This is a genomic window from Pseudomonas sp. NFACC37-1, from assembly GCF_900101575.1.
Taxonomy (GTDB): domain Bacteria; phylum Pseudomonadota; class Gammaproteobacteria; order Pseudomonadales; family Pseudomonadaceae; genus Aquipseudomonas; species Aquipseudomonas fluorescens_AA.
This window is the reverse complement of record NZ_FMUZ01000022.1, coordinates 75,431-92,711: the sequence shown is the minus strand read 5'-3', so window position 1 is coordinate 92,711 and position 17,281 is coordinate 75,431. Positions and strand designations below refer to the sequence as shown.

General features: G+C 61.0%; 18 protein-coding genes. 11 read left to right on the top strand and 7 right to left on the bottom strand.

Annotation, left to right across the window (positions count from 1 at the left end):
* Positions 1-10: 10 nt before the first annotated feature.
* The 3 genes from BLP82_RS20910 to BLP82_RS20900 all read right to left on the bottom strand — a co-directional run bounded on the left by BLP82_RS20910 (position 11) and on the right by BLP82_RS20900 (position 2,916).
* On the bottom strand, positions 11-367 hold the full coding sequence (locus BLP82_RS20910; RefSeq protein ID WP_092172483.1) for a hypothetical protein: 357 nt from the start codon (positions 365-367) through the stop codon (positions 11-13).
* A gap of 116 nt (positions 368-483) precedes the next feature.
* Positions 484-2,337 carry an Lnb N-terminal periplasmic domain-containing protein gene (locus BLP82_RS20905; protein ID WP_092172478.1) on the bottom strand — a complete coding sequence of 618 codons (1,854 nt, stop codon included), beginning with the start codon at positions 2,335-2,337 and terminating at the stop codon, positions 484-486.
* Between the two features lie 90 nt (positions 2,338-2,427).
* A complete protein-coding gene (locus BLP82_RS20900) occupies positions 2,428-2,916 on the bottom strand; it encodes a DUF3015 domain-containing protein (protein WP_057451579.1) in 489 nt (162 codons plus the stop codon).
* A gap of 272 nt (positions 2,917-3,188) precedes the next feature.
* Here BLP82_RS20900 and BLP82_RS20895 point away from each other — a divergent pair, with 272 nt between their 5' ends.
* From BLP82_RS20895 to BLP82_RS20880, 4 genes are all read left to right on the top strand, one after another.
* Positions 3,189-5,627 (top strand): Lon protease family protein, encoded by a 2,439-nt coding sequence (locus BLP82_RS20895; protein ID WP_060740549.1) that lies wholly within the window; start codon positions 3,189-3,191, stop codon positions 5,625-5,627.
* Positions 5,628-5,955: 328 nt separating this feature from the next.
* Complete coding sequence (locus BLP82_RS20890; protein ID WP_013694243.1) at positions 5,956-6,297, top strand: PA4575 family protein; 342 nt, start codon at positions 5,956-5,958, stop codon at positions 6,295-6,297.
* A 132-nt stretch (positions 6,298-6,429) separates the two neighbouring features.
* Positions 6,430-6,918: a TIGR00645 family protein gene (locus tag BLP82_RS20885; RefSeq protein WP_025215565.1), complete on the top strand. Its 489-nt coding sequence runs from the start codon at positions 6,430-6,432 to the stop codon at positions 6,916-6,918.
* Between the two features lie 203 nt (positions 6,919-7,121).
* The gene (locus tag BLP82_RS20880; RefSeq protein WP_003205746.1) at positions 7,122-7,739 is read left to right on the top strand and encodes a BamJ family beta-barrel-assembly machinery protein; all 618 of its coding nucleotides are present in this window, start codon (positions 7,122-7,124) and stop codon (positions 7,737-7,739) included.
* Between the two features lie 132 nt (positions 7,740-7,871).
* On the opposite strand, the gene BLP82_RS20875 is transcribed toward BLP82_RS20880, so the two are convergent.
* The 3 genes from BLP82_RS20875 to BLP82_RS20865 all read right to left on the bottom strand — a co-directional run bounded on the left by BLP82_RS20875 (position 7,872) and on the right by BLP82_RS20865 (position 9,887).
* Positions 7,872-8,129 (bottom strand): PA4570 family protein, encoded by a 258-nt coding sequence (locus BLP82_RS20875; RefSeq protein WP_003205743.1) that lies wholly within the window; start codon positions 8,127-8,129, stop codon positions 7,872-7,874.
* Positions 8,130-8,334: 205 nt separating this feature from the next.
* Positions 8,335-8,676 carry a zinc ribbon domain-containing protein YjdM gene (locus BLP82_RS20870; protein WP_018601013.1) on the bottom strand — a complete coding sequence of 114 codons (342 nt, stop codon included), beginning with the start codon at positions 8,674-8,676 and terminating at the stop codon, positions 8,335-8,337.
* Between the two features lie 242 nt (positions 8,677-8,918).
* Positions 8,919-9,887, bottom strand: coding sequence for a polyprenyl synthetase family protein (locus BLP82_RS20865; protein WP_092172475.1), 969 nt, complete (start codon positions 9,885-9,887; stop codon positions 8,919-8,921).
* Positions 9,888-10,126: 239 nt separating this feature from the next.
* Between BLP82_RS20865 and rplU the strand changes: the two genes are divergently transcribed.
* The 5 genes from rplU to BLP82_RS20840 all read left to right on the top strand — a co-directional run bounded on the left by rplU (position 10,127) and on the right by BLP82_RS20840 (position 14,023).
* Complete coding sequence (gene rplU / locus BLP82_RS20860) at positions 10,127-10,441, top strand: 50S ribosomal protein L21 (protein WP_003176051.1); 315 nt, start codon at positions 10,127-10,129, stop codon at positions 10,439-10,441.
* Positions 10,442-10,476: 35 nt separating this feature from the next.
* Entirely contained in the window at positions 10,477-10,734 is a 258-nt protein-coding gene (rpmA, locus tag BLP82_RS20855) for a 50S ribosomal protein L27 (protein WP_003205738.1), read from the top strand.
* A gap of 190 nt (positions 10,735-10,924) precedes the next feature.
* A complete protein-coding gene (gene cgtA, locus BLP82_RS20850; RefSeq protein WP_060740551.1) occupies positions 10,925-12,148 on the top strand; it encodes an Obg family GTPase CgtA in 1,224 nt (407 codons plus the stop codon).
* 282 nt (positions 12,149-12,430) lie between these two features.
* On the top strand, positions 12,431-13,549 hold the full coding sequence (proB, locus tag BLP82_RS20845; protein WP_072411890.1) for a glutamate 5-kinase: 1,119 nt from the start codon (positions 12,431-12,433) through the stop codon (positions 13,547-13,549).
* A 9-nt stretch (positions 13,550-13,558) separates the two neighbouring features.
* Complete coding sequence (locus BLP82_RS20840) at positions 13,559-14,023, top strand: CreA family protein (protein ID WP_092172472.1); 465 nt, start codon at positions 13,559-13,561, stop codon at positions 14,021-14,023.
* A 112-nt stretch (positions 14,024-14,135) separates the two neighbouring features.
* Here the strand turns inward: BLP82_RS20840 and rpsT are convergent, their stop codons facing one another.
* Positions 14,136-14,414 carry a 30S ribosomal protein S20 gene (rpsT, locus tag BLP82_RS20835; RefSeq protein WP_003185593.1) on the bottom strand — a complete coding sequence of 93 codons (279 nt, stop codon included), beginning with the start codon at positions 14,412-14,414 and terminating at the stop codon, positions 14,136-14,138.
* Between the two features lie 254 nt (positions 14,415-14,668).
* Between rpsT and murJ the strand changes: the two genes are divergently transcribed.
* Positions 14,669-16,207: a murein biosynthesis integral membrane protein MurJ gene (gene murJ / locus BLP82_RS20830; RefSeq protein WP_092172469.1), complete on the top strand. Its 1,539-nt coding sequence runs from the start codon at positions 14,669-14,671 to the stop codon at positions 16,205-16,207.
* Between the two features lie 129 nt (positions 16,208-16,336).
* Positions 16,337-17,275 carry a bifunctional riboflavin kinase/FAD synthetase gene (gene ribF / locus BLP82_RS20825; RefSeq protein ID WP_053125376.1) on the top strand — a complete coding sequence of 313 codons (939 nt, stop codon included), beginning with the start codon at positions 16,337-16,339 and terminating at the stop codon, positions 17,273-17,275.
* Positions 17,276-17,281 lie beyond the last annotated feature (6 nt).

Sequence of the window (17,281 nt, the reverse complement as noted above, 5' to 3'; positions counted from 1 at the left end):
TATGCGCGACTCACGGCGAGCGATAAGCCCGGGCGGCGTCCCGGTCCCTCTCTTGTTGCCAGGCACGTTCGTGGTCATCCCAATGACGATCGCGATAGGCATTGCGCTCCTCGCTTTCGCGCATCGCCTGGCACTGCCGGAAGCCATCGCTCCAGCCTTCGGCGTAGCGCGGATCCTTGAGATAACGCGGCACGTCTTTCCTGAACTGGCCGGTAATCACCCCCGCCGCTTGCCGACCACTGCTGCAACCGTCGTCGTAGCCGTCGGCGAACGCCGGTGGATAACCTCGGGCGATCAGGTCTTCATGAGTGGTTTCACAGCCACCGAGCAACATCAACATACCCAGTACCACTGCCGCGCGCCTCATTTGAGCCTTCCTGCCGTATCCACTTATACGAGAAGTCTAGAAGCGTATTCGTCAGGCCGATGTGAAAGCCCTGTGATTAATCCGTTTGTCTCTGTGCGCGCGCAGAGCGGTCCCGGTCAATAGTGATACCACTTCACCTCGAGCATCACCTCGTTCTCCGGAGAAGCCAGGTGGCTGAACTCCCGCTGGGCACTCAAGCGCAGGCCGAGGTTGCGGGACAATTCCCATTGCTGGTTGAGGCTCAGGCTACGACGCACTTCGCCGTTGACGAAATAATCGCCCTTGGCTTCCAGGCTCAAGTTGCCCAGCGGGTTTTTCCACAGCACGCCGCTGTTGAAACCGGCGGCCGGGGCGATGAACTGGGCGAAATCGTTGTTGTGCTCGACCCGCACCGTGCCCAAGGCAAAGCCCAACACATCTTCGCCTAGCGCCCAAGTGCCACCGGCACCGCCGTTGACGTGGCTGACCAAGGTTTCATCGTCGTGTTTGCCCGGCACCCGCTCCAGGCCGCCGGTAACCTGCCAGGACAGCGGTTGCAGCAGCTCGTTGCGTGGGGTCAGGGAGCGAATGGTCGCCAGATCCAGTTGCTGCACCTGCCAGTCATTGCCTTCGTACTGGCGCAGTTTCAATTGCAGGATTTCGATCTGTGCCCCCAGGGGGAAACTTTCGGCGTTGTCGTTGAGGTCGTGATAGGCCATGCGCAAGCCGTACTCGCCGAACGCCCGGTCGCCCCGCGTGCCGAGGCCGGCCTGCCAGGTGCGGGACTCATGGCCATCCTCGGGCAGGCCCGGTTGCGGGATGTCGAGTTCCGGTGCGGGGTTCTGGTTGATCGCCCGCAACAGCTCGAAGCTGCGCTGGGCCCGTTGCGGATCGCGTTCCTGGCCGTTGGCGCGATAGCGTTCCAGGCGATACGCCGCGTCGATGATCAGCGCCTGGCGTTCGCGGGGCAGCGCCTTGAATGCCGGTGTTTGCAGTTGCTGCTGATCGGCGCTGACGTTCAGTACCCATTGTTGTTCGTCATCGCTGAGCGGTTCGGCGCGGCTGAGCAGTTCCCGTTCCCGGGACGGCCGATACTGGATGCTTTCCACCAGGCCGGCTTCTTTCACCGCCTTGACGGTGTCGGTGGGAATCGCCGTCAGCGGGAATTGTTCGGTCAGGCGCAGGCTGGGGCGGGCCACTTGGAGCAATTCGAGCAGGCGATAGGAGCAGTTTTCGTCGAAGAAGAAATAGTCGAACTGGATCTGCTTGAGCTCCCACACATGCTCGACCATGCGCGCGGTTTCCGCCTGGCTCAGGTTGAGGCGGTATTCCCACAGGTCGCGGTTCTCCAGGCTACGGTATTCGGAGAGTTTTTCCTGGTACGGCACCAGGGCGAACAGGCCGGGATAGCCCCCCATCAGGCCCTTCCAGGCATAGAGGATGCTGTTGTCCGAGCCTTCGATGTAGGCGCCGAAGTTGATCGCGTAGCTCAGCAGGGCGGTCTTGTCGCTTTGCACATCGGCCTGGTCGATGCGCAGCAGGGTGTGGCCGAACATCGAGGACGGGCTGTTGAGGTACGCGGCGGGGAAAATCATCACCGCACTGTGGGGCGACACGTCCTTGAACCACTGGGTGAAATCGCTGCAGTTCACCGCCGGCAGGTCAGTCAGGTTGAGCTGCGCCTTCAGCCAGCGGGTGCGCGCCGGGTATACGCACTGGGCATGTTGCTGGCCGGCGCTGGCCGGGCCATACAAGGCTTGCAGCGTGGCGGTCAGTTCACGGTCAGGGTGTTCATTGCCATCGGGGGCGAGGAAGAATTTTTTGTCGCTGATATAGCTGCGCCAGCCACCCAGCTTGGCGGTTTCGTAATGGCCCAGGGAAATCCAGAAGCGATCATTGGCCAGTTGCTGCAAACGTTGAGGGTCGACATGGGGCGCGGCGGACAGCGGGGCGCACACACAGAGCGCCAGCCAGGCAAGGCGTTTGAGCATAGTCGGCTACTTGGAAAGTCGGAAAAAATAAAGACCGAAGGGGCCCCAAAAAGAAAACCCGCTCCCCGAGAGGAGCGAGTGGTGTCCAGCTTAAGCTTGAGTGGCGTACTTGGCCAGGCGAGGGTCGCTTTTCAGTACGGCCAGGGTGTTGGTATGCACGTCTTCTGCGGTCACGTCAGCCTTGCTGAAGATCTGCTGGAAGTGCTCGTGGGTAACGGCGGAGAAGTGTGCGCGATCTTCCGGCGCTACGCCCAGTACCACGGCATAGGTGGTCAGCGCTTCGCCCTGACCCTTGGCCATGTCTTCGGACAGCTCGTTCATCATGCCATTCATGGCCAGCCAGGACTTGCCACCGTAGGTCAGTGCCGCGTTGGTCGAGCAGCCGTTGGTGCCGGAGGTCATGCCGAAGGTGGCGTTACCGGAAGTGCCGTTGGTGGTGGATGCCAGGAAGTGTGCCGGAGTGCCACGCTGACCTTCGAACAGCATGTTGCCCCAGCCGCAATCCGGGCCGCCCGGCGCCTGAGCCATGGCGTTGAGGGATACAGCGGTGAAGAGAGTACCGAGAAGAATCCGTTTCATAGCTATGTTCTCTTTATGTGCATACCAATGGACAGGGTCTGGCCCCTACAGCTGCCAGTGGGCCGGTTATGTTCCAGCCGCGCACTTTGGAGTTTAGGCACGATCCCAGGGTTCCGTGACATTTTGCAAAAACATTACGGGGATCGCTTGTTTACGGGGCTGCGCCCGGGGTTTTTCCATTGACTATGCTTTGGCCTGAGGCGCTCCTTGCCAGTCAGGTGCAGGCAGCGCCAGAATGCCGCTATCTGCCCCGCCTGATGTAAGGAAGCCCGATGCCTGATCCTGTTGCTGCCAGCTTGCGTCTAGCGCCCGAAGCGCTGACCCGTCCGTTTTCCGCTGAACAGTTCAGCTTCTCTACCACCAATGATCTGGAGCCCTTCCGCGGTGTGCTCGGCCAGGAACGTGCGGTCGAAGCCTTGCAGTTCGGCGTGGCCATGCCGCGCCCCGGTTACAACGTATTTGTCATGGGCGAGCCCGGCACCGGCCGGTTTTCCTTCGTCAAACGCTACCTCAAGGCCGAAGGCAAGCGCCTGCAGACCCCGGCGGACTGGGTCTACGTCAACAATTTCGATGAGCCCCGCGAGCCCCGTGCCCTGGAGCTGCCGTCCGGCACGGCCGGTGCGTTCATCGGTGACATCAACGGCCTGATCGACAACCTGCTGGCGACCTTCCCGGCGGTGTTCGAGCACCCGTCCTACCAGCAGAAGAAAAGTGCCATCGATCGCGCCTTCAACCAGCGCTACGACCGGGCCCTGGATGTGATCGAGCGCCTGGCACTGGAGAAGGATGTCGCGCTGTACCGTGACAGCAGCAACATCGCCTTCACGCCGATGAGCGAAGGCAAGGCCCTGGACGAGGCGGAATTCGCCCAGTTGCCGGAAGCCGAGCGTGAGCGTTTCCACGAGGACATCTCCGGCCTGGAAGAGCGCTTGAACGAAGAACTCGCCAGCCTGCCGCAATGGAAGCGCGAGTCCAGCAACCAGTTGCGCCAGCTCAACGAAGAAACCATCACCCTGGCCCTGCAACCCTTGCTGGCGCCGCTGTCGGAAAAGTACGCGGAGAACGCCGCGGTCTGTGGCTACCTGCAAGCCATGCAGGTCTATCTGCTCAAGACTGTGGTCGAGCAACTGGTGGACGACAGCAAGACCGACGCCATCGCCCGCAAGCTGCTGGAAGAGCAGTACGCGCCAAGCCTGGTGGTCGGGCATCCGTCCAGCGGTGGCGCGCCGGTGGTGTTCGAGCCGCACCCGACCTACGACAACCTGTTCGGCCGGATTGAGTACAGTACCGACCAGGGCGCGCTCTACACCACGTACCGACAGCTACGTCCGGGTGCCTTGCACCGGGCCAATGGCGGTTTCCTGATCCTTGAAGCGGAAAAAATGCTTGGCGAGCCGTTCGTATGGGATGCGCTCAAGCGCGCCCTGCAATCGCGCAAGCTGAAGATGGAGTCGCCCCTGGGTGAGCTGGGACGGCTGGCCACGGTGACCCTGACGCCGCAACACATCCCGTTGCAGGTCAAGGTCGTGATCATCGGCGCCCGTCAGCTCTATTACGCCTTGCAGGACCTGGATCCGGACTTCCAGGAAATGTTTCGCGTGCTGGTGGATTTCGACGAAGACATCCCGATGGGCGACGAGAGCCTGGAGCAGTTCGCCCAGTTGCTCAAGACCCGCACTTCGGAAGAAGGCATGGCCCCGCTGACCGCCGATGCGGTGGCGCGCCTGGCGACCTACAGCGCCCGGCTGGCCGAACACCAGGGACGCTTGTCGGCGCGTATCGGCGACTTGTTCCAACTGGTCAGCGAGGCGGACTTCATCCGCCAGCTGGCCGGTGACGAGATGACCGATGCCGGCCATATCGAACGTGCCCTCAAGGCCAAGGCCACCCGCACCGGACGCGTCTCGGCGCGGATCCTCGACGACATGCTGGCGGGGATCATCCTGATCGACACCGCAGGTGCGGCCGTTGGCAAATGCAACGGCCTGACGGTGCTGGAGGTCGGCGATTCGGCGTTTGGCGTGCCGGCGCGAATTTCCGCCACGGTGTACCCGGGCGGCAGCGGCATCGTCGACATCGAGCGGGAGGTCAACCTTGGCCAACCGATCCACTCCAAAGGCGTAATGATCCTCACCGGTTACCTGGGCAGCCGTTATGCCCAGGAATTCCCGCTGGCGATCTCGGCCAGCATCGCCCTGGAGCAATCCTACGGCTATGTGGACGGCGACAGTGCGTCCCTGGGGGAAGCGTGTACGCTGATCTCGGCCTTGTCGAAGACGCCGCTGAAGCAATGCTTCGCCATCACCGGCTCGATCAACCAGTTCGGTGAAGTGCAGGCGGTGGGTGGAGTCAACGAGAAGATCGAAGGCTTCTTCCGCCTCTGCGAAGCCCGGGGGTTGACCGGTGAGCAGGGGGCGATCATTCCCCAGGCCAACGTCGCGACACTGATGCTCGATGAGAAAGTGCTGGCCGCCGTGCGCGCCGGGCAGTTCCATGTCTATGCGGTGCGTCAGGCCGACGAAGCCCTGAGCCTGCTGGTGGGCGAGCCTGCCGGTGAGCCGGATGAAAACGGCGAGTTCCCGGAGGGCAGCGTCAACGCCCGGGTGGTGGAGCGGCTGCGGGTGATCGCGGAAATGATCAGCGAAGACGACATCAAGGAAGCGGAAAAGGAACTGGCGCAGCAGGCCTTGGCGGAGGCCAAGCCGGCTTGATGTTCTCCTGACCGCCGCAAGCCTCCGGTGGAAGTTCCTTGTGGGAGCGAGCTTGCTCGCGATAGCGGAGTTTCAGTTACTCATCAGTCGACTGTCACACTGCTATCGCGAGCAAGCTCGCTCCCACAATTTTTGGGGCTGTTTCAAAAAAACGCCGCCACTTTGGCGTCAATATTCACACTATGACCGCTCGGCGTATTCTGGTCTTGAAAACCCGTGGGGCCGGAACTTTTCTTCTATCCTCAGCTCAAGGATAACGAGAGTCATCATTGGATCGAAACAGTCTCCCTCCCGAGACTGAATACCGGATCTACCGAGGGGCGCCGCCATGTCGCGCAACCTTTGCCTCACTCGTCAATGCCTGGGCCTTGTCACCCGTATCGAATGCGCCATCCGCCCCCTGGCGGGAGATACCGGTATGTGGACCTTGCTCTTCGCCGCCGGAATGGCTGGCGAACAACCCTCCGCCATCAAGGCGCAGGGGCCATTTCCCGGCCCGACTGCCGCCGAATCCATACTCGATACCATTGTGCAGAGCCTGACCTTGCACGGTTATGAGCTGGCCGACGACCCGCAGATCTGGTCCTTGCACATGCAGGCCCAACTGCGTGAAATCAATGGAGGCCGTTGTCGCAATGTCGGCGGCTTCGAGTTTCGTCCGCTGCATTGAAGGCCATCGCCGCACGGGCACTCGCAGAAAAATTTTGACACAAGAGCTGGGGCCAGGGATGGCCCCGGCATTTGTGGGGCAGGTCGTGGCTGATATACTCGCCGCGATTTTTCAGCCCAGGTGTGAGACTCAATGGAACGCTTTATCGAAAATGCAATGTACGCCTCCCGCTGGCTGCTGGCGCCGATCTATTTCGGGCTGTCCCTGGGCTTGCTGGCCTTGGCGCTGAAATTCTTCCAGGAAGTGTTTCACGTCATCCCCAATGTGTTCGCCATGGCCGAGTCCGAGCTGATCCTGGTGCTGCTGTCGCTGATCGACATGGCGCTGGTGGGCGGCCTGCTGGTGATGGTGATGATTTCCGGCTACGAAAACTTCGTTTCGCAACTGGACATCGACTCCGACAAGGAAAAGCTCAACTGGCTGGGCACCATGGACTCTTCATCGCTGAAGATGAAAGTCGCCGCCTCGATCGTGGCCATTTCCTCCATCCACCTGCTGCGCATTTTCATGGACGCCAAGAACGTCGATCCCGAGCACCTGATGTGGTACGTAATCATCCACATGACCTTCGTGGTCTCGGCCTTTGCCATGGGCTACCTGGACAAACTGACCAAGCACTGAGGCCCGTTCATCGCGCTGGCGCAACGCCCGCCTGGCGAACTGCAGGCGGGCGTTGTCGTTTCTGACGGGTTGCTTTGACGTGGGGGCTCGTCACCCGCCGTGGCATCTGTGCTAGTCTGCTCGCCCTTTTGGTTCCGGGCGCTCCGGGAGGCGCTGTGTCACGCACGGCCACTCTCGAGCCGTCCGCACAGCGGAGCAGCATCATGTCCGAAGTTAACCTGTCCACCGACGAAACCCGCGTCAGCTACGGCATTGGCCGTCAGTTGGGCGACCAACTGCGCGACAACCCGCCACCGGGTGTCAGCCTGGACGCGATCCTGGCCGGCCTGACCGACGCGTTCGCCGGCAAGCCAAGCCGCGTGGGCCAGGACGAGATGTCCGCCAGCTTCAAGGTCATTCGTGAAATCATGCAAGCCGAAGCAGCCGCCAAGGCTGAAGCCGCTGCCGGTGAAGGCCGTGCGTTCCTGGCGGAAAACGCCAAGCGTGAAGGCATCACCACCCTGGCTTCCGGCCTGCAGTTCGAAGTGCTGACCCAGGGTGAAGGCGCCAAGCCGACCCGTGAGGATCAGGTGCGTACCCACTATCACGGCACCCTGATCGACGGCACTGTGTTCGACAGCTCCTATGATCGTGGCCAGCCAGCCGAATTCCCGGTAGGCGGCGTGATCCCAGGCTGGACCGAAGCACTGCAACTGATGAATGCCGGCAGCAAATGGCGCCTGTACGTGCCGAGCGAACTTGCTTACGGCGCTCAAGGCGTTGGCAGCATTCCACCGCACAGCGTGCTGGTGTTCGACGTCGAGTTGCTGGACGTACTGTAAGACCCTGCCTGGTTTAATGCCGGGCAAATATGTGGGAGCGGGCTTGCTCGCGAATGCGGACTGTCAGTCGACATTATCGTGAACTGGCCCACCGCTTTCGCGAGCAAGCCCGCTCCCACATGACCTCTGCGTTCATCCGTGAAACCTGCCGCTGAAATCCCCCGTAGGGCGCAACGCCCGGGCATAGCAGAACAGGAACAGATTGCGCACCAGCTCCTTGAGCACCAGCGGCTCACTGGAATTGAGGCTGTTGAGGTCCAGGTCTCCTTGGTCCTGCAGCTCGTTCAAGGCTTCTTCTTCAAGCACCGCACAGACTTCCCCGGTTTCCCGATGCAGGATCCTGAGGTAGGGATGTGGGCGGTCCAGCCAGGCATCGATCAAATACGTCATGGTTCTCATCTCCTTGATGGGTTCGATGAGAATAATTCTTATTCGCTAAATAGCAAGTCTCTATTGGCGTTGCGATTGTTTTTCTGACGATGGGTTGTGCTAGCTCAAGGCGGCTGGCACCTGGCTAGAGCCCGAGAAAGGGGGGGAAGCGGGGGAGGGTGAAGCTCCATCCCACACGCTGGGCATGGGATGGAATACAGCCGAATCAGACTTTTCTGACGAACTCGGATTTGAGTTTCATCGGGCCGATGCCGTCGATCTTGCAGTCGATATCGTGGTCGCCATCGCACAGGCGGATGTTCTTGACCTTGGTGCCGACCTTGACCACCAGCGAGGTGCCCTTGACCTTGAGGTCCTTGATCACGGTGATGGTGTCGCCGTCCTGCAAGACATTGCCGACCGAATCTTTCTTCACGGTGTCATCGGGCGCCGCTTCAGCTTCGCCGCTGGCGGACCATTCGTGGGCACACTCCGGGCAGACCAGCTGAGTGCCGTCTTCGTAGGTGTATTCGGAATTGCATTTCGGGCAGGGAGGCAACGTGCTCACTAAGGTTCCTTGGGTATCAGGAGGGCAAAAGGGCGCACATTATATAGGGTTTTGTTGTGAGGAGGGTGATGGTGCTGCGTTCGGAGATCTGTGGCGAGGGGATTTATCCCCGCTGGGCTGCGTAGCAGCCCCAAGAGCAGCGCTCAACCCAATCTACCTGGAACACCGGGAATGGCTTTTAGGGCTGCTACGCAGCCCAGCGGGGATAAATCCCCTCGCCACAAAAAAAGCCCCAGGGATGTTTAGTGGGTACGGGCGACCGCAAACTCGCTCAGTTCCACCAGGGCATCGCGGTATTCGCTGGGCGGCAGGGCGTCGAGGCATTTGATCGCGCGGGCGACGTAGTCCCGGGCCAGTTGCGCGGTGTATTCCAGCGAGCCGGAAGCTTCGACCGCGATACGGATGCTTTCCAGGTCTTCGATCCCGCCTTTCTGGATCGCCTGGCGTACCAGCGCCGCCTGCTCTGGCGTGCCTTCGCGCATGGTGTAGATCAGCGGCAGGGTCGGCTTGCCTTCGGCCAGGTCGTCACCGACGTTCTTGCCCAGGGTCTCGGCGTCGCCCTTGTAGTCGAGCAGGTCGTCCACCAACTGGAAGGCCACGCCCAGGTGGTCGCCGAACGTGCGCAGCGCTTCGCTCTGCTCGGCGCTGGCACCGGCCAGGGCAGCGGCGCTGTGGGTCGAGGCTTCGAAGAGCATCGCGGTCTTGCCGCGGATGACTTCCATGTAGGTCTCTTCCGTGGTGCTGGCATCGCGTACCTTGGACAACTGCAGCACTTCGCCTTCGGCGATGATGCGCGTGGCCTGGGACAGGATCTTCATCACCGGCATCGAGCCCAGCTCGACCATCATTTCGAACGAGCGCGAATACAGGAAGTCGCCCACCAGCACGCTCGGGGCATTGCCCCACATGGCGTTGGCGGTCGAACGGCCACGGCGCATGCCCGACATGTCGACCACGTCGTCGTGCAGCAGGGTCGCGGTGTGCAGGAATTCGATGGTAGCGGCCAGCAGGCGCATGTCGTCGCCTTCGCGACCCAGGGCCTTGCCGCACAGCAGCACCAATAAAGGACGCAGGCGTTTACCACCCGCCGAAGTGATGTAGTCGCCGATTTTCGATACCAGAGGCACGCGGGAAGTCAGCTGCTTCTTGATGATGCCGTCGACGGCGCTAAAATCGTCCGCCACCGCGCGGTAGAAAGCTTGGGGTTGCATCAGCGACAGGTGCTCCAGAAGGGTTGCGCGGCATGCTAGGACCCACGTCCGCAGGTGTCAAGGCGCGATAGACGGCTACTTGCAAGGCTCTCGCGGCTTGCGTACAATCGCGCACCCTGAACTTCCTGGGCAGCACCTGCCTTACGCAATTGCATCCGGGCCTTCCAGCCCATGCAGCCATGCCAGCCAATACCTCTTCCTATAAAGCGCTGGGTGAGCAGGATTATCGGAGAAATACCATGTCGTACGCAGTAATTGTTACTGGTGGCAAGCAATACAAGGTCGCCCCAGGTGAATACCTGAAGATCGAAAAACTGGAAATCGCTACCGGCGAATCCGTGACTTTTGATCGCGTTCTGTTGGTCGCCAATGGCGATGACGTGAATATCGGCGCTCCAGTCGTTGCTGGCGCTACCGTTGTGGCTGAAGTGATCTCCCAAGGTCGTCACGATAAAGTCCGCATCATCAAGTTCCGTCGTCGTAAGCACCACATGAAGCGCATGGGCCACCGCCAGTGGTACACCGAGATCAAAATCACCGGTATTCAGGCTTAATTTCAGCCTAATTCCTCACTAGGAGAATTGAACTCATGGCACACAAAAAAGCTGGTGGTAGTACCCGTAACGGTCGCGACTCAGAAGCCAAACGCCTTGGCGTGAAGATGTATGGCGGCCAGGCTATCAAAGCAGGCAACATCATCGTGCGTCAGCGCGGCACCCAATTCCACGCTGGCTACGGCGTGGGCATGGGTAAAGATCACACCCTCTTCGCTAAAGTCGAAGGCGTGATCAAGTTCGAAGTAAAAGGCGCCTTCGGTCGTCGTTACGTAAGCGTTATCGCAGCTTAATTGCGAGACCGCTGGAAAAGCCCTGTCTTGCGACGGGGCTTTTTCGTTTGTGGGGTGAGTCTCTTGCAAAACTGTTTGTATGGGCTGTCGGTGCTGCGGTTGGGGCGTGTCATCAGGTCGCTGCGCTCATTTTTGCAAGAGTCTTATGTCTTGTTTTTTTGGCTCGTCCGTATGGCGAGAGGCGTGTGTCATGAAGTTTGTTGATGAAGTATCGATTCGAGTGAAGGCCGGCGACGGCGGCAATGGTTGCATGAGTTTCCGTCGGGAAAAATTCATTGAAAACGGTGGCCCGAACGGCGGTGATGGGGGTGACGGCGGCTCGATCTACATGCTCGCCGACGAAAACCTCAACACCCTGGTGGACTACCGTTACACCCGGCACTTCGATGCCGAGCGTGGCTCCAACGGCGGCAGCACCGACTGCACCGGCAAGAAGGGCGAAGACCTGATCCTGCGCGTGCCAGTCGGCACCACGGTGATCGATTCGGCCACCCAGGAAGTGATCGGCGACCTGACCAAGGCCGGCCAGCGTCTGCTGGTCGCCCATGGCGGCTGGCACGGCCTGGGCAACACCCGTTTCAAGTCCAGCACCAACCGTGCGCCGCGCCAGACCACGCCAGGCAAGCCCGGCGAGCAGCGTGACCTGAAGCTGGAAATGAAAGTGTTGGCCGACGTGGGCCTGCTGGGCCTGCCGAACGCCGGTAAAAGTACCTTCATTCGCTCGGTATCGGCGGCCAAGCCGAAAGTGGCCGATTACCCGTTCACCACCCTGGTGCCGAACCTGGGCGTGGTCAGCGTCGACCGCTGGAAGAGTTTCGTGATCGCCGACATTCCGGGGTTGATCGAAGGGGCTTCCGAGGGCGCGGGTCTGGGGATTCGTTTCCTCAAGCACTTGTCCCGTACCCGCCTGTTGCTGCACCTCGTCGACATGGCGCCGCTGGATGAAACCGATGCCGCCGATGCTGCCGAAGTCATCGTCAACGAACTGACCAAGTTCAGCCCGGCCCTGGCCGAGCGTGATCGTTGGCTGGTGCTGAACAAGTGCGACCAGATCCTTGAAGAAGAGCATGAGGAGCGGGTCAAGGAAATCGTCGACCGCCTGGAGTGGGAAGGTCCGGTCTATGTGATCTCGGCCATCGCCAAAGAAGGCACCGAGCGCCTGTGCCACGACATCATGCGTTACCTGGAAGATCGCGCCGACCGCCTGGCCAACGATCCGGCCTACAAGGAAGAGCTGGCTGAGCTCGATCAGCGCATCGAAGACGAGGCCCGTGCCCAGTTGCAGGCGCTGGATGACCAGCGCGCCCTGCGCCGCAGTGGCGTCAAGTCGGTCCATGACATCGGTGACGACGATTGGGACGAAGAAGATGTGGATGACGAAGACGGTCCGGAAATCATCTACGTTCGCGACTGATCTTGTGCTGGCGTGAAGCCAGGACCTGTGGGAGCCCTGTGGGAGCGAGCTTGCTCGCGAAAGCGGTCTGTCAGTTGACATAGTCGTTAGCTGACACGCCGCTATCGCGAGCAAGCTCGCTCCCACAGGTTCAAGTGTTTCAGCGCAGTGTTATCATCGCCGGCAAGCCGGTTCCCAAGGCGCCGCTCATTCGAGCGGCGTTTTGGTATCTGTAAAACGCAAATACGAATAATCCCATGGGCGGCGCTGGGTCGCGCCGTTCGCTGGCAAAGGTTGAAGATGATGCGGAGCAAGGTGACGGGTGCGCGGCGCTGGGTCGTGAAGATCGGTAGCGCACTGCTGACGGCGGATGGCAAGGGGCTGGATCGCCAGGCAATGGCGGTGTGGGTCGAGCAGATGGTGGCCTTGCATGAGGCTGGCGTCGAGTTGGTATTGGTCTCTTCGGGGGCTGTGGCGGCCGGTATGAGCCGTTTGGGCTGGACGTCGCGACCCAGCGCGATGCATGAGCTGCAGGCCGCCGCCGCCATCGGCCAGATGGGCCTGGTGCAGGCTTGGGAGTCGAGCTTTGCCGAGCACGGTCGCCATACGGCGCAGATTCTGCTGACCCACGACGACCTGTCCGATCGCAAGCGCTACCTCAATGCCCGCAGTACCTTGCGTGCGCTGGTGGAGTTGAAGGTCATCCCGGTGATCAACGAGAACGACACGGTGGTCACCGATGAGATCCGTTTCGGCGATAACGACACCCTGGCTGCGCTGGTGGCGAACCTGGTGGAGGCGGATCTGTTGGTGATCCTCACGGATCGCGACGGCATGTTCGACGCCGATCCGCGCAATAACCCCGATGCCAAGCTGATCTACGAAGCCCGTGCCGACGACCCGGCGCTGGATGCGGTGGCGGGCGGCACGGGCGGTGCGCTGGGGCGCGGCGGCATGCAGACCAAACTGCGTGCGGCGCGTCTGGCGGCGCGCTCCGGGGCTCACACTATCATTGTCGGCGGTCGGCTGGAGCGGGTGCTGGATCGTCTGAAGGCGGGCGAGCGCATCGGCACTTTGCTGTCCCCTGAGCGCGGCATGCTGGCGGCGCGCAAGCAATGGCTGGCCGGGCACCTGCAAACCCGTGGCACGTTGGTGCTGGATGCGGGGGCCGTGACGGCGTTGTCCCAGGGCAACAAAAGCCTGCTGCCGGTGGGTGTGAAACTGGTCCAGGGCAGTTTCCGTCGCGGCGAAATGGTGGTGTGCGTGGCGCCGGACGGTCGCGAGATCGCCCGTGGCCTGGCCAACTACAGCGCCCTGGAAGCGCAGAAAATCATCGGTCAATCGTCTGATGCGATTGTCGGTCTGTTGGGTTACATGGCGGAGCCTGAGCTGGTCCACCGTGACAACCTGATCCTCGTCTAAGGAAAAATCATGGGTTTGGCAAAAGGATTGATCGGCTTGCTGCTGGCAGTGCCGCTGTTGGCGTCGGCCGAGGAAATTGGCCAGGTGTCGACGGTGTTCAAGTTTGTCGGGCCGAACGACCGGATCGTGGTCGAGGCATTCGATGATCCCAAGGTGGAGGGTGTGACCTGTTACCTGTCGCGGGCCAAGACCGGCGGCGTGAAGGGTGGCCTGGGCCTTGCCGAGGATCGCGCCGAGGCGTCCATTGCCTGTCGCCAGGTGGGGCCCATCAACTTCAAGGGTGAGCTCAAGGATGGCGAGGAAGTGTTCAAGGAGCGTACTTCCCTGGTATTCAAGACCATGCAAGTGGTGCGCTTTCTCGACAAGAAGCGCAATACGCTGGTGTACCTGGTCTACAGCGACCGCGTGATCGAGGGCAGCCCGCAGAATGCGGTGACGGCTATTCCGATCTTGCCGTGGGCTCGTACTCAATAATCAACACATAGCCCTGTGGGGGCGAGCAAGCTCGCTCCCACAATGTTCTGAATGAAGAATCCCGGGCAATAAAAAACCGACCCTGAGGTCGGTTTTTTAACGAGCGCGTCGCTTAGGCAGCAGCGGCAACGTTCAGGGCCTTTACGTGGCCATTCAGACGGCTCTTATGGCGAGCAGCCTTGTTCTTGTGGATGATGCCTTTATCGGCCATACGGTCGATAACTGGCACAGCCAGAACGTAAGCAGCTTGAGCTTTTTCAGCGTCTTTTGCGTCGATGGCCTTGACTACGTTCTTGATGTAGGTACGGACCATGGAACGCAGGCTGGCGTTGTGGCTGCGACGCTTCTCAGCCTGTTTTGCACGTTTTTTGGCGGAAGGTGTGTTGGCCACCGTCGAGCTCCTCGAAAGACTTTTTGGGAAATAGCAAACAAAATAGGCCGCGAATCATGCCGATGAGTTGAAGTCTTGTCAAGGGCGGGTGACGCGTTCCGCTGAATGGCAGGTGCTGCGCACCGAAGGATTTCTTTCCGGCGTGCGACCTGTAAACTCGCGGGCTTTGGCTCTGCACTGTTTAGCGGCGCGGAGTATCGCACAAGTGGGCGCGTTGTTCGCCTGCTGTTTATCGACAGGCAAAAACTCTTTTCATGAATCTGCTCAAATCGTTGGCCGCCGTCAGCTCTATCACGATGCTTTCCCGCATCCTGGGGTTCGTTCGCGATACGCTGATCGCACGGATATTCGGCGCCGGGATGGCGACGGACGCCTTCTTCATCGCCTTCAAGCTGCCCAACCTGTTGCGGCGGATCTTCGCCGAGGGAGCGTTCTCCCAGGCCTTCGTGCCGATCCTGGCGGAATATAAAAGCCAGAAAGGCGATGAGGCAACCCGCACATTCATTGCCTACGTCACCGGCCTGCTGACCTTGGTGCTGGCGCTGGTCACAGCCGCCGGCATGCTCGCCGCGCCCTGGGTGATCTGGGCCACGGCGCCGGGCTTCACCGACACCCCGGAAAAATTCCAGCTCACCACGGATCTGCTGCGGGTGACCTTTCCTTATATATTGCTGATTTCCCTGTCGTCCCTGGCCGGGGCGATCCTCAACACCTGGAACCGCTTTTCCGTGCCGGCCTTTGTGCCGACCTTGCTCAACGTCAGCATGATTGTCTTCGCCGTATTCCTGACACCGTACTTCGACCCGCCGGTGATGGCCCTGGGCTGGGCGGTGCTGGTGGGTGGCCTGGCGCAACTGCTCTATCAACTGCCGCACCTGAAAAAGATCGGCATGCTGGTGCTGCCGCGGCTGAACCTGCGCGACAGCGGCGTGTGGCGGGTGATGAAGCAGATGCTGCCGGCGATCCTCGGGGTGTCGGTGAGCCAGATTTCCTTGATCATCAACACCATCTTCGCCTCGTTCCTGGTGGCCGGCTCGGTGTCGTGGATGTACTACGCCGACCGCCTGATGGAGTTGCCGTCCGGCGTGCTGGGCGTGGCCCTGGGCACGATCCTGCTGCCCACCCTGGCCAAGACCTACGCCAGCCAGGACCGCCACGAATACTCGCGAATTCTCGATTGGGGCCTGCGCCTGTGCTTTGTGCTGGTGCTGCCGTGTTCCCTGGCGCTGGGGATCCTGGCCGAGCCGTTGACCGTCTCGTTGTTCCAGTACGGCCAGTTCAATGCGTTCGACGCCTTGATGACCCAGCGTGCGCTGATCGCTTACTCGGTGGGCTTGCTTGGGATCATCGTGATCAAGGTGCTGGCGCCAGGGTTCTACGCCCAGCAGAACATCCGCACACCGGTGAAAATCGCCATTTTCACCCTGGTGATGACCCAGTTGTTCAACCTGTTGCTGATCGGTCCGTTGGCTCATGCCGGCCTGGCCCTGGCGATCAGTGCCGGCGCTTGCCTCAACGCCGGGCTGCTGTTTTATCAACTGCGCAAGCAAAAGATGTATCAGCCACAGCCGGGCTGGGGCAAGTTCGGCCTCAAGCTGCTGGTGGCCGTGGCCGTGATGTCGGCGGTCCTGCTGGGGGCGATGCATTTCATGCCGGCCTGGGGCGAGGGGCAGATGCTCGCGCGTTTCCTGCGCCTGGGTGGGCTGGTGGTTGCCGGTGTGGTGGCGTATTTCGGCATGTTGCTGCTGATGGGGTTCCGTCTGCGCGACTTCAATCGCAAGGCCTTGGGCTAAGGGCGAGCCCTCGATAATGCCGGGCCGGGCAGTGGTTTTGTCGGTTCGATCACTTTGGCGTGCGGTGTTGCCTGTCGTCGGCCGCCGGGTGTGGTTATAATCGGCCACTTTATGAGCAAGAAGCGCGTTATGCAGCTGGTTCGAGGCCTCCACAACCTGCGCCCCCAGCATCGGGGCTGTGTCGCCACTATTGGCAACTTTGACGGTGTTCACCGTGGCCACCAGGCTATCCTGGCGCGACTGCGCGAGCGTGCGCTGGAGTTGGGCGTGCCCAGCTGCGTGGTGATTTTCGAGCCGCAGCCACGGGAGTTTTTCGCCCCGGACACCGCCCCGGCCCGTCTGGCCCGGTTGCGGGACAAACTGCAACTGCTGGCTGCCGAAGGTGTCGACCGGGTCCTGTGCCTGGCCTTCAACCAGCGCCTGAGCAAGCTCAGTGCCGCCGAATTCGTCGATACCATCCTGGTGGACGGTCTCGATGTGAAGCATCTGGAAGTCGGCGATGATTTCCGTTTCGGCTGTGATCGGTCCGGGGATTTCGATTACCTGCAACAGGCCGGTATCGCCCAGGGGTTCACCGTCGAGGCGGCGCAGACCGTCGAGATGGATGGCTTGCGCGTCAGCAGCACCCAGGTCCGCAATGCCCTGGCGGCTGCCGACTTCGAATTGGCCGAGCGCTTGCTCGGCCGGCCGTACCGGATTGCCGGGCGGATCCTGCACGGGCAGAAGTTGGCGCGCCAATTGGGCACGCCGACGGCCAACGTGCAACTCAAGCGACGTCGCGTGCCGCTGACCGGGGTGTTCCTGGTGAGTGTCGAGATCGACGGCAAGACCTGGCCCGGCGTCGCCAACATCGGCGTGCGCCCCACGGTCCAGGGCGATGGCAAGGCCCATCTTGAAGTACATGTTCTGGATTTTGCCGGCGATCTGTATGACCGGCGTTTGACGGTGGTTTTCCACCATAAGCTGCGTGAAGAGCAGCGTTTTGCCTCTCTGGAGGCGCTCAAGACGGCGATCCATGCAGATATCGCCGCCGCCCGTGCCCTTGTCGCAACCAGCGCCAATCGCTAATGAAGA

What these genes read in the sequence shown, in the direction of transcription:
- BLP82_RS20910 (WP_092172483.1), bottom strand. Translation starts at nt 367, where the DNA reads ATGAGGCGCGCGGCAGTGGTACTGGGTATGTTGATGTTGCTCGGTGGC.
- BLP82_RS20905 (WP_092172478.1), bottom strand. Translation starts at nt 2,337, where the DNA reads ATGCTCAAACGCCTTGCCTGGCTGGCGCTCTGTGTGTGCGCCCCGCTG.
- BLP82_RS20900 (WP_057451579.1), bottom strand. Translation starts at nt 2,916, where the DNA reads ATGAAACGGATTCTTCTCGGTACTCTCTTCACCGCTGTATCCCTCAAC.
- BLP82_RS20895 (WP_060740549.1), top strand. Translation starts at nt 3,189, where the DNA reads ATGCCTGATCCTGTTGCTGCCAGCTTGCGTCTAGCGCCCGAAGCGCTG.
- BLP82_RS20890 (WP_013694243.1), top strand. Translation starts at nt 5,956, where the DNA reads ATGTCGCGCAACCTTTGCCTCACTCGTCAATGCCTGGGCCTTGTCACC.
- BLP82_RS20885 (WP_025215565.1), top strand. Translation starts at nt 6,430, where the DNA reads ATGGAACGCTTTATCGAAAATGCAATGTACGCCTCCCGCTGGCTGCTG.
- BLP82_RS20880 (WP_003205746.1), top strand. Translation starts at nt 7,122, where the DNA reads ATGTCCGAAGTTAACCTGTCCACCGACGAAACCCGCGTCAGCTACGGC.
- BLP82_RS20875 (WP_003205743.1), bottom strand. Translation starts at nt 8,129, where the DNA reads ATGACGTATTTGATCGATGCCTGGCTGGACCGCCCACATCCCTACCTC.
- BLP82_RS20865 (WP_092172475.1), bottom strand. Translation starts at nt 9,887, where the DNA reads ATGCAACCCCAAGCTTTCTACCGCGCGGTGGCGGACGATTTTAGCGCC.
- rplU (WP_003176051.1), top strand. Translation starts at nt 10,127, where the DNA reads ATGTCGTACGCAGTAATTGTTACTGGTGGCAAGCAATACAAGGTCGCC.
- rpmA (WP_003205738.1), top strand. Translation starts at nt 10,477, where the DNA reads ATGGCACACAAAAAAGCTGGTGGTAGTACCCGTAACGGTCGCGACTCA.
- cgtA (WP_060740551.1), top strand. Translation starts at nt 10,925, where the DNA reads ATGAAGTTTGTTGATGAAGTATCGATTCGAGTGAAGGCCGGCGACGGC.
- proB (WP_072411890.1), top strand. Translation starts at nt 12,431, where the DNA reads ATGCGGAGCAAGGTGACGGGTGCGCGGCGCTGGGTCGTGAAGATCGGT.
- BLP82_RS20840 (WP_092172472.1), top strand. Translation starts at nt 13,559, where the DNA reads ATGGGTTTGGCAAAAGGATTGATCGGCTTGCTGCTGGCAGTGCCGCTG.
- murJ (WP_092172469.1), top strand. Translation starts at nt 14,669, where the DNA reads ATGAATCTGCTCAAATCGTTGGCCGCCGTCAGCTCTATCACGATGCTT.
- ribF (WP_053125376.1), top strand. Translation starts at nt 16,337, where the DNA reads ATGCAGCTGGTTCGAGGCCTCCACAACCTGCGCCCCCAGCATCGGGGC.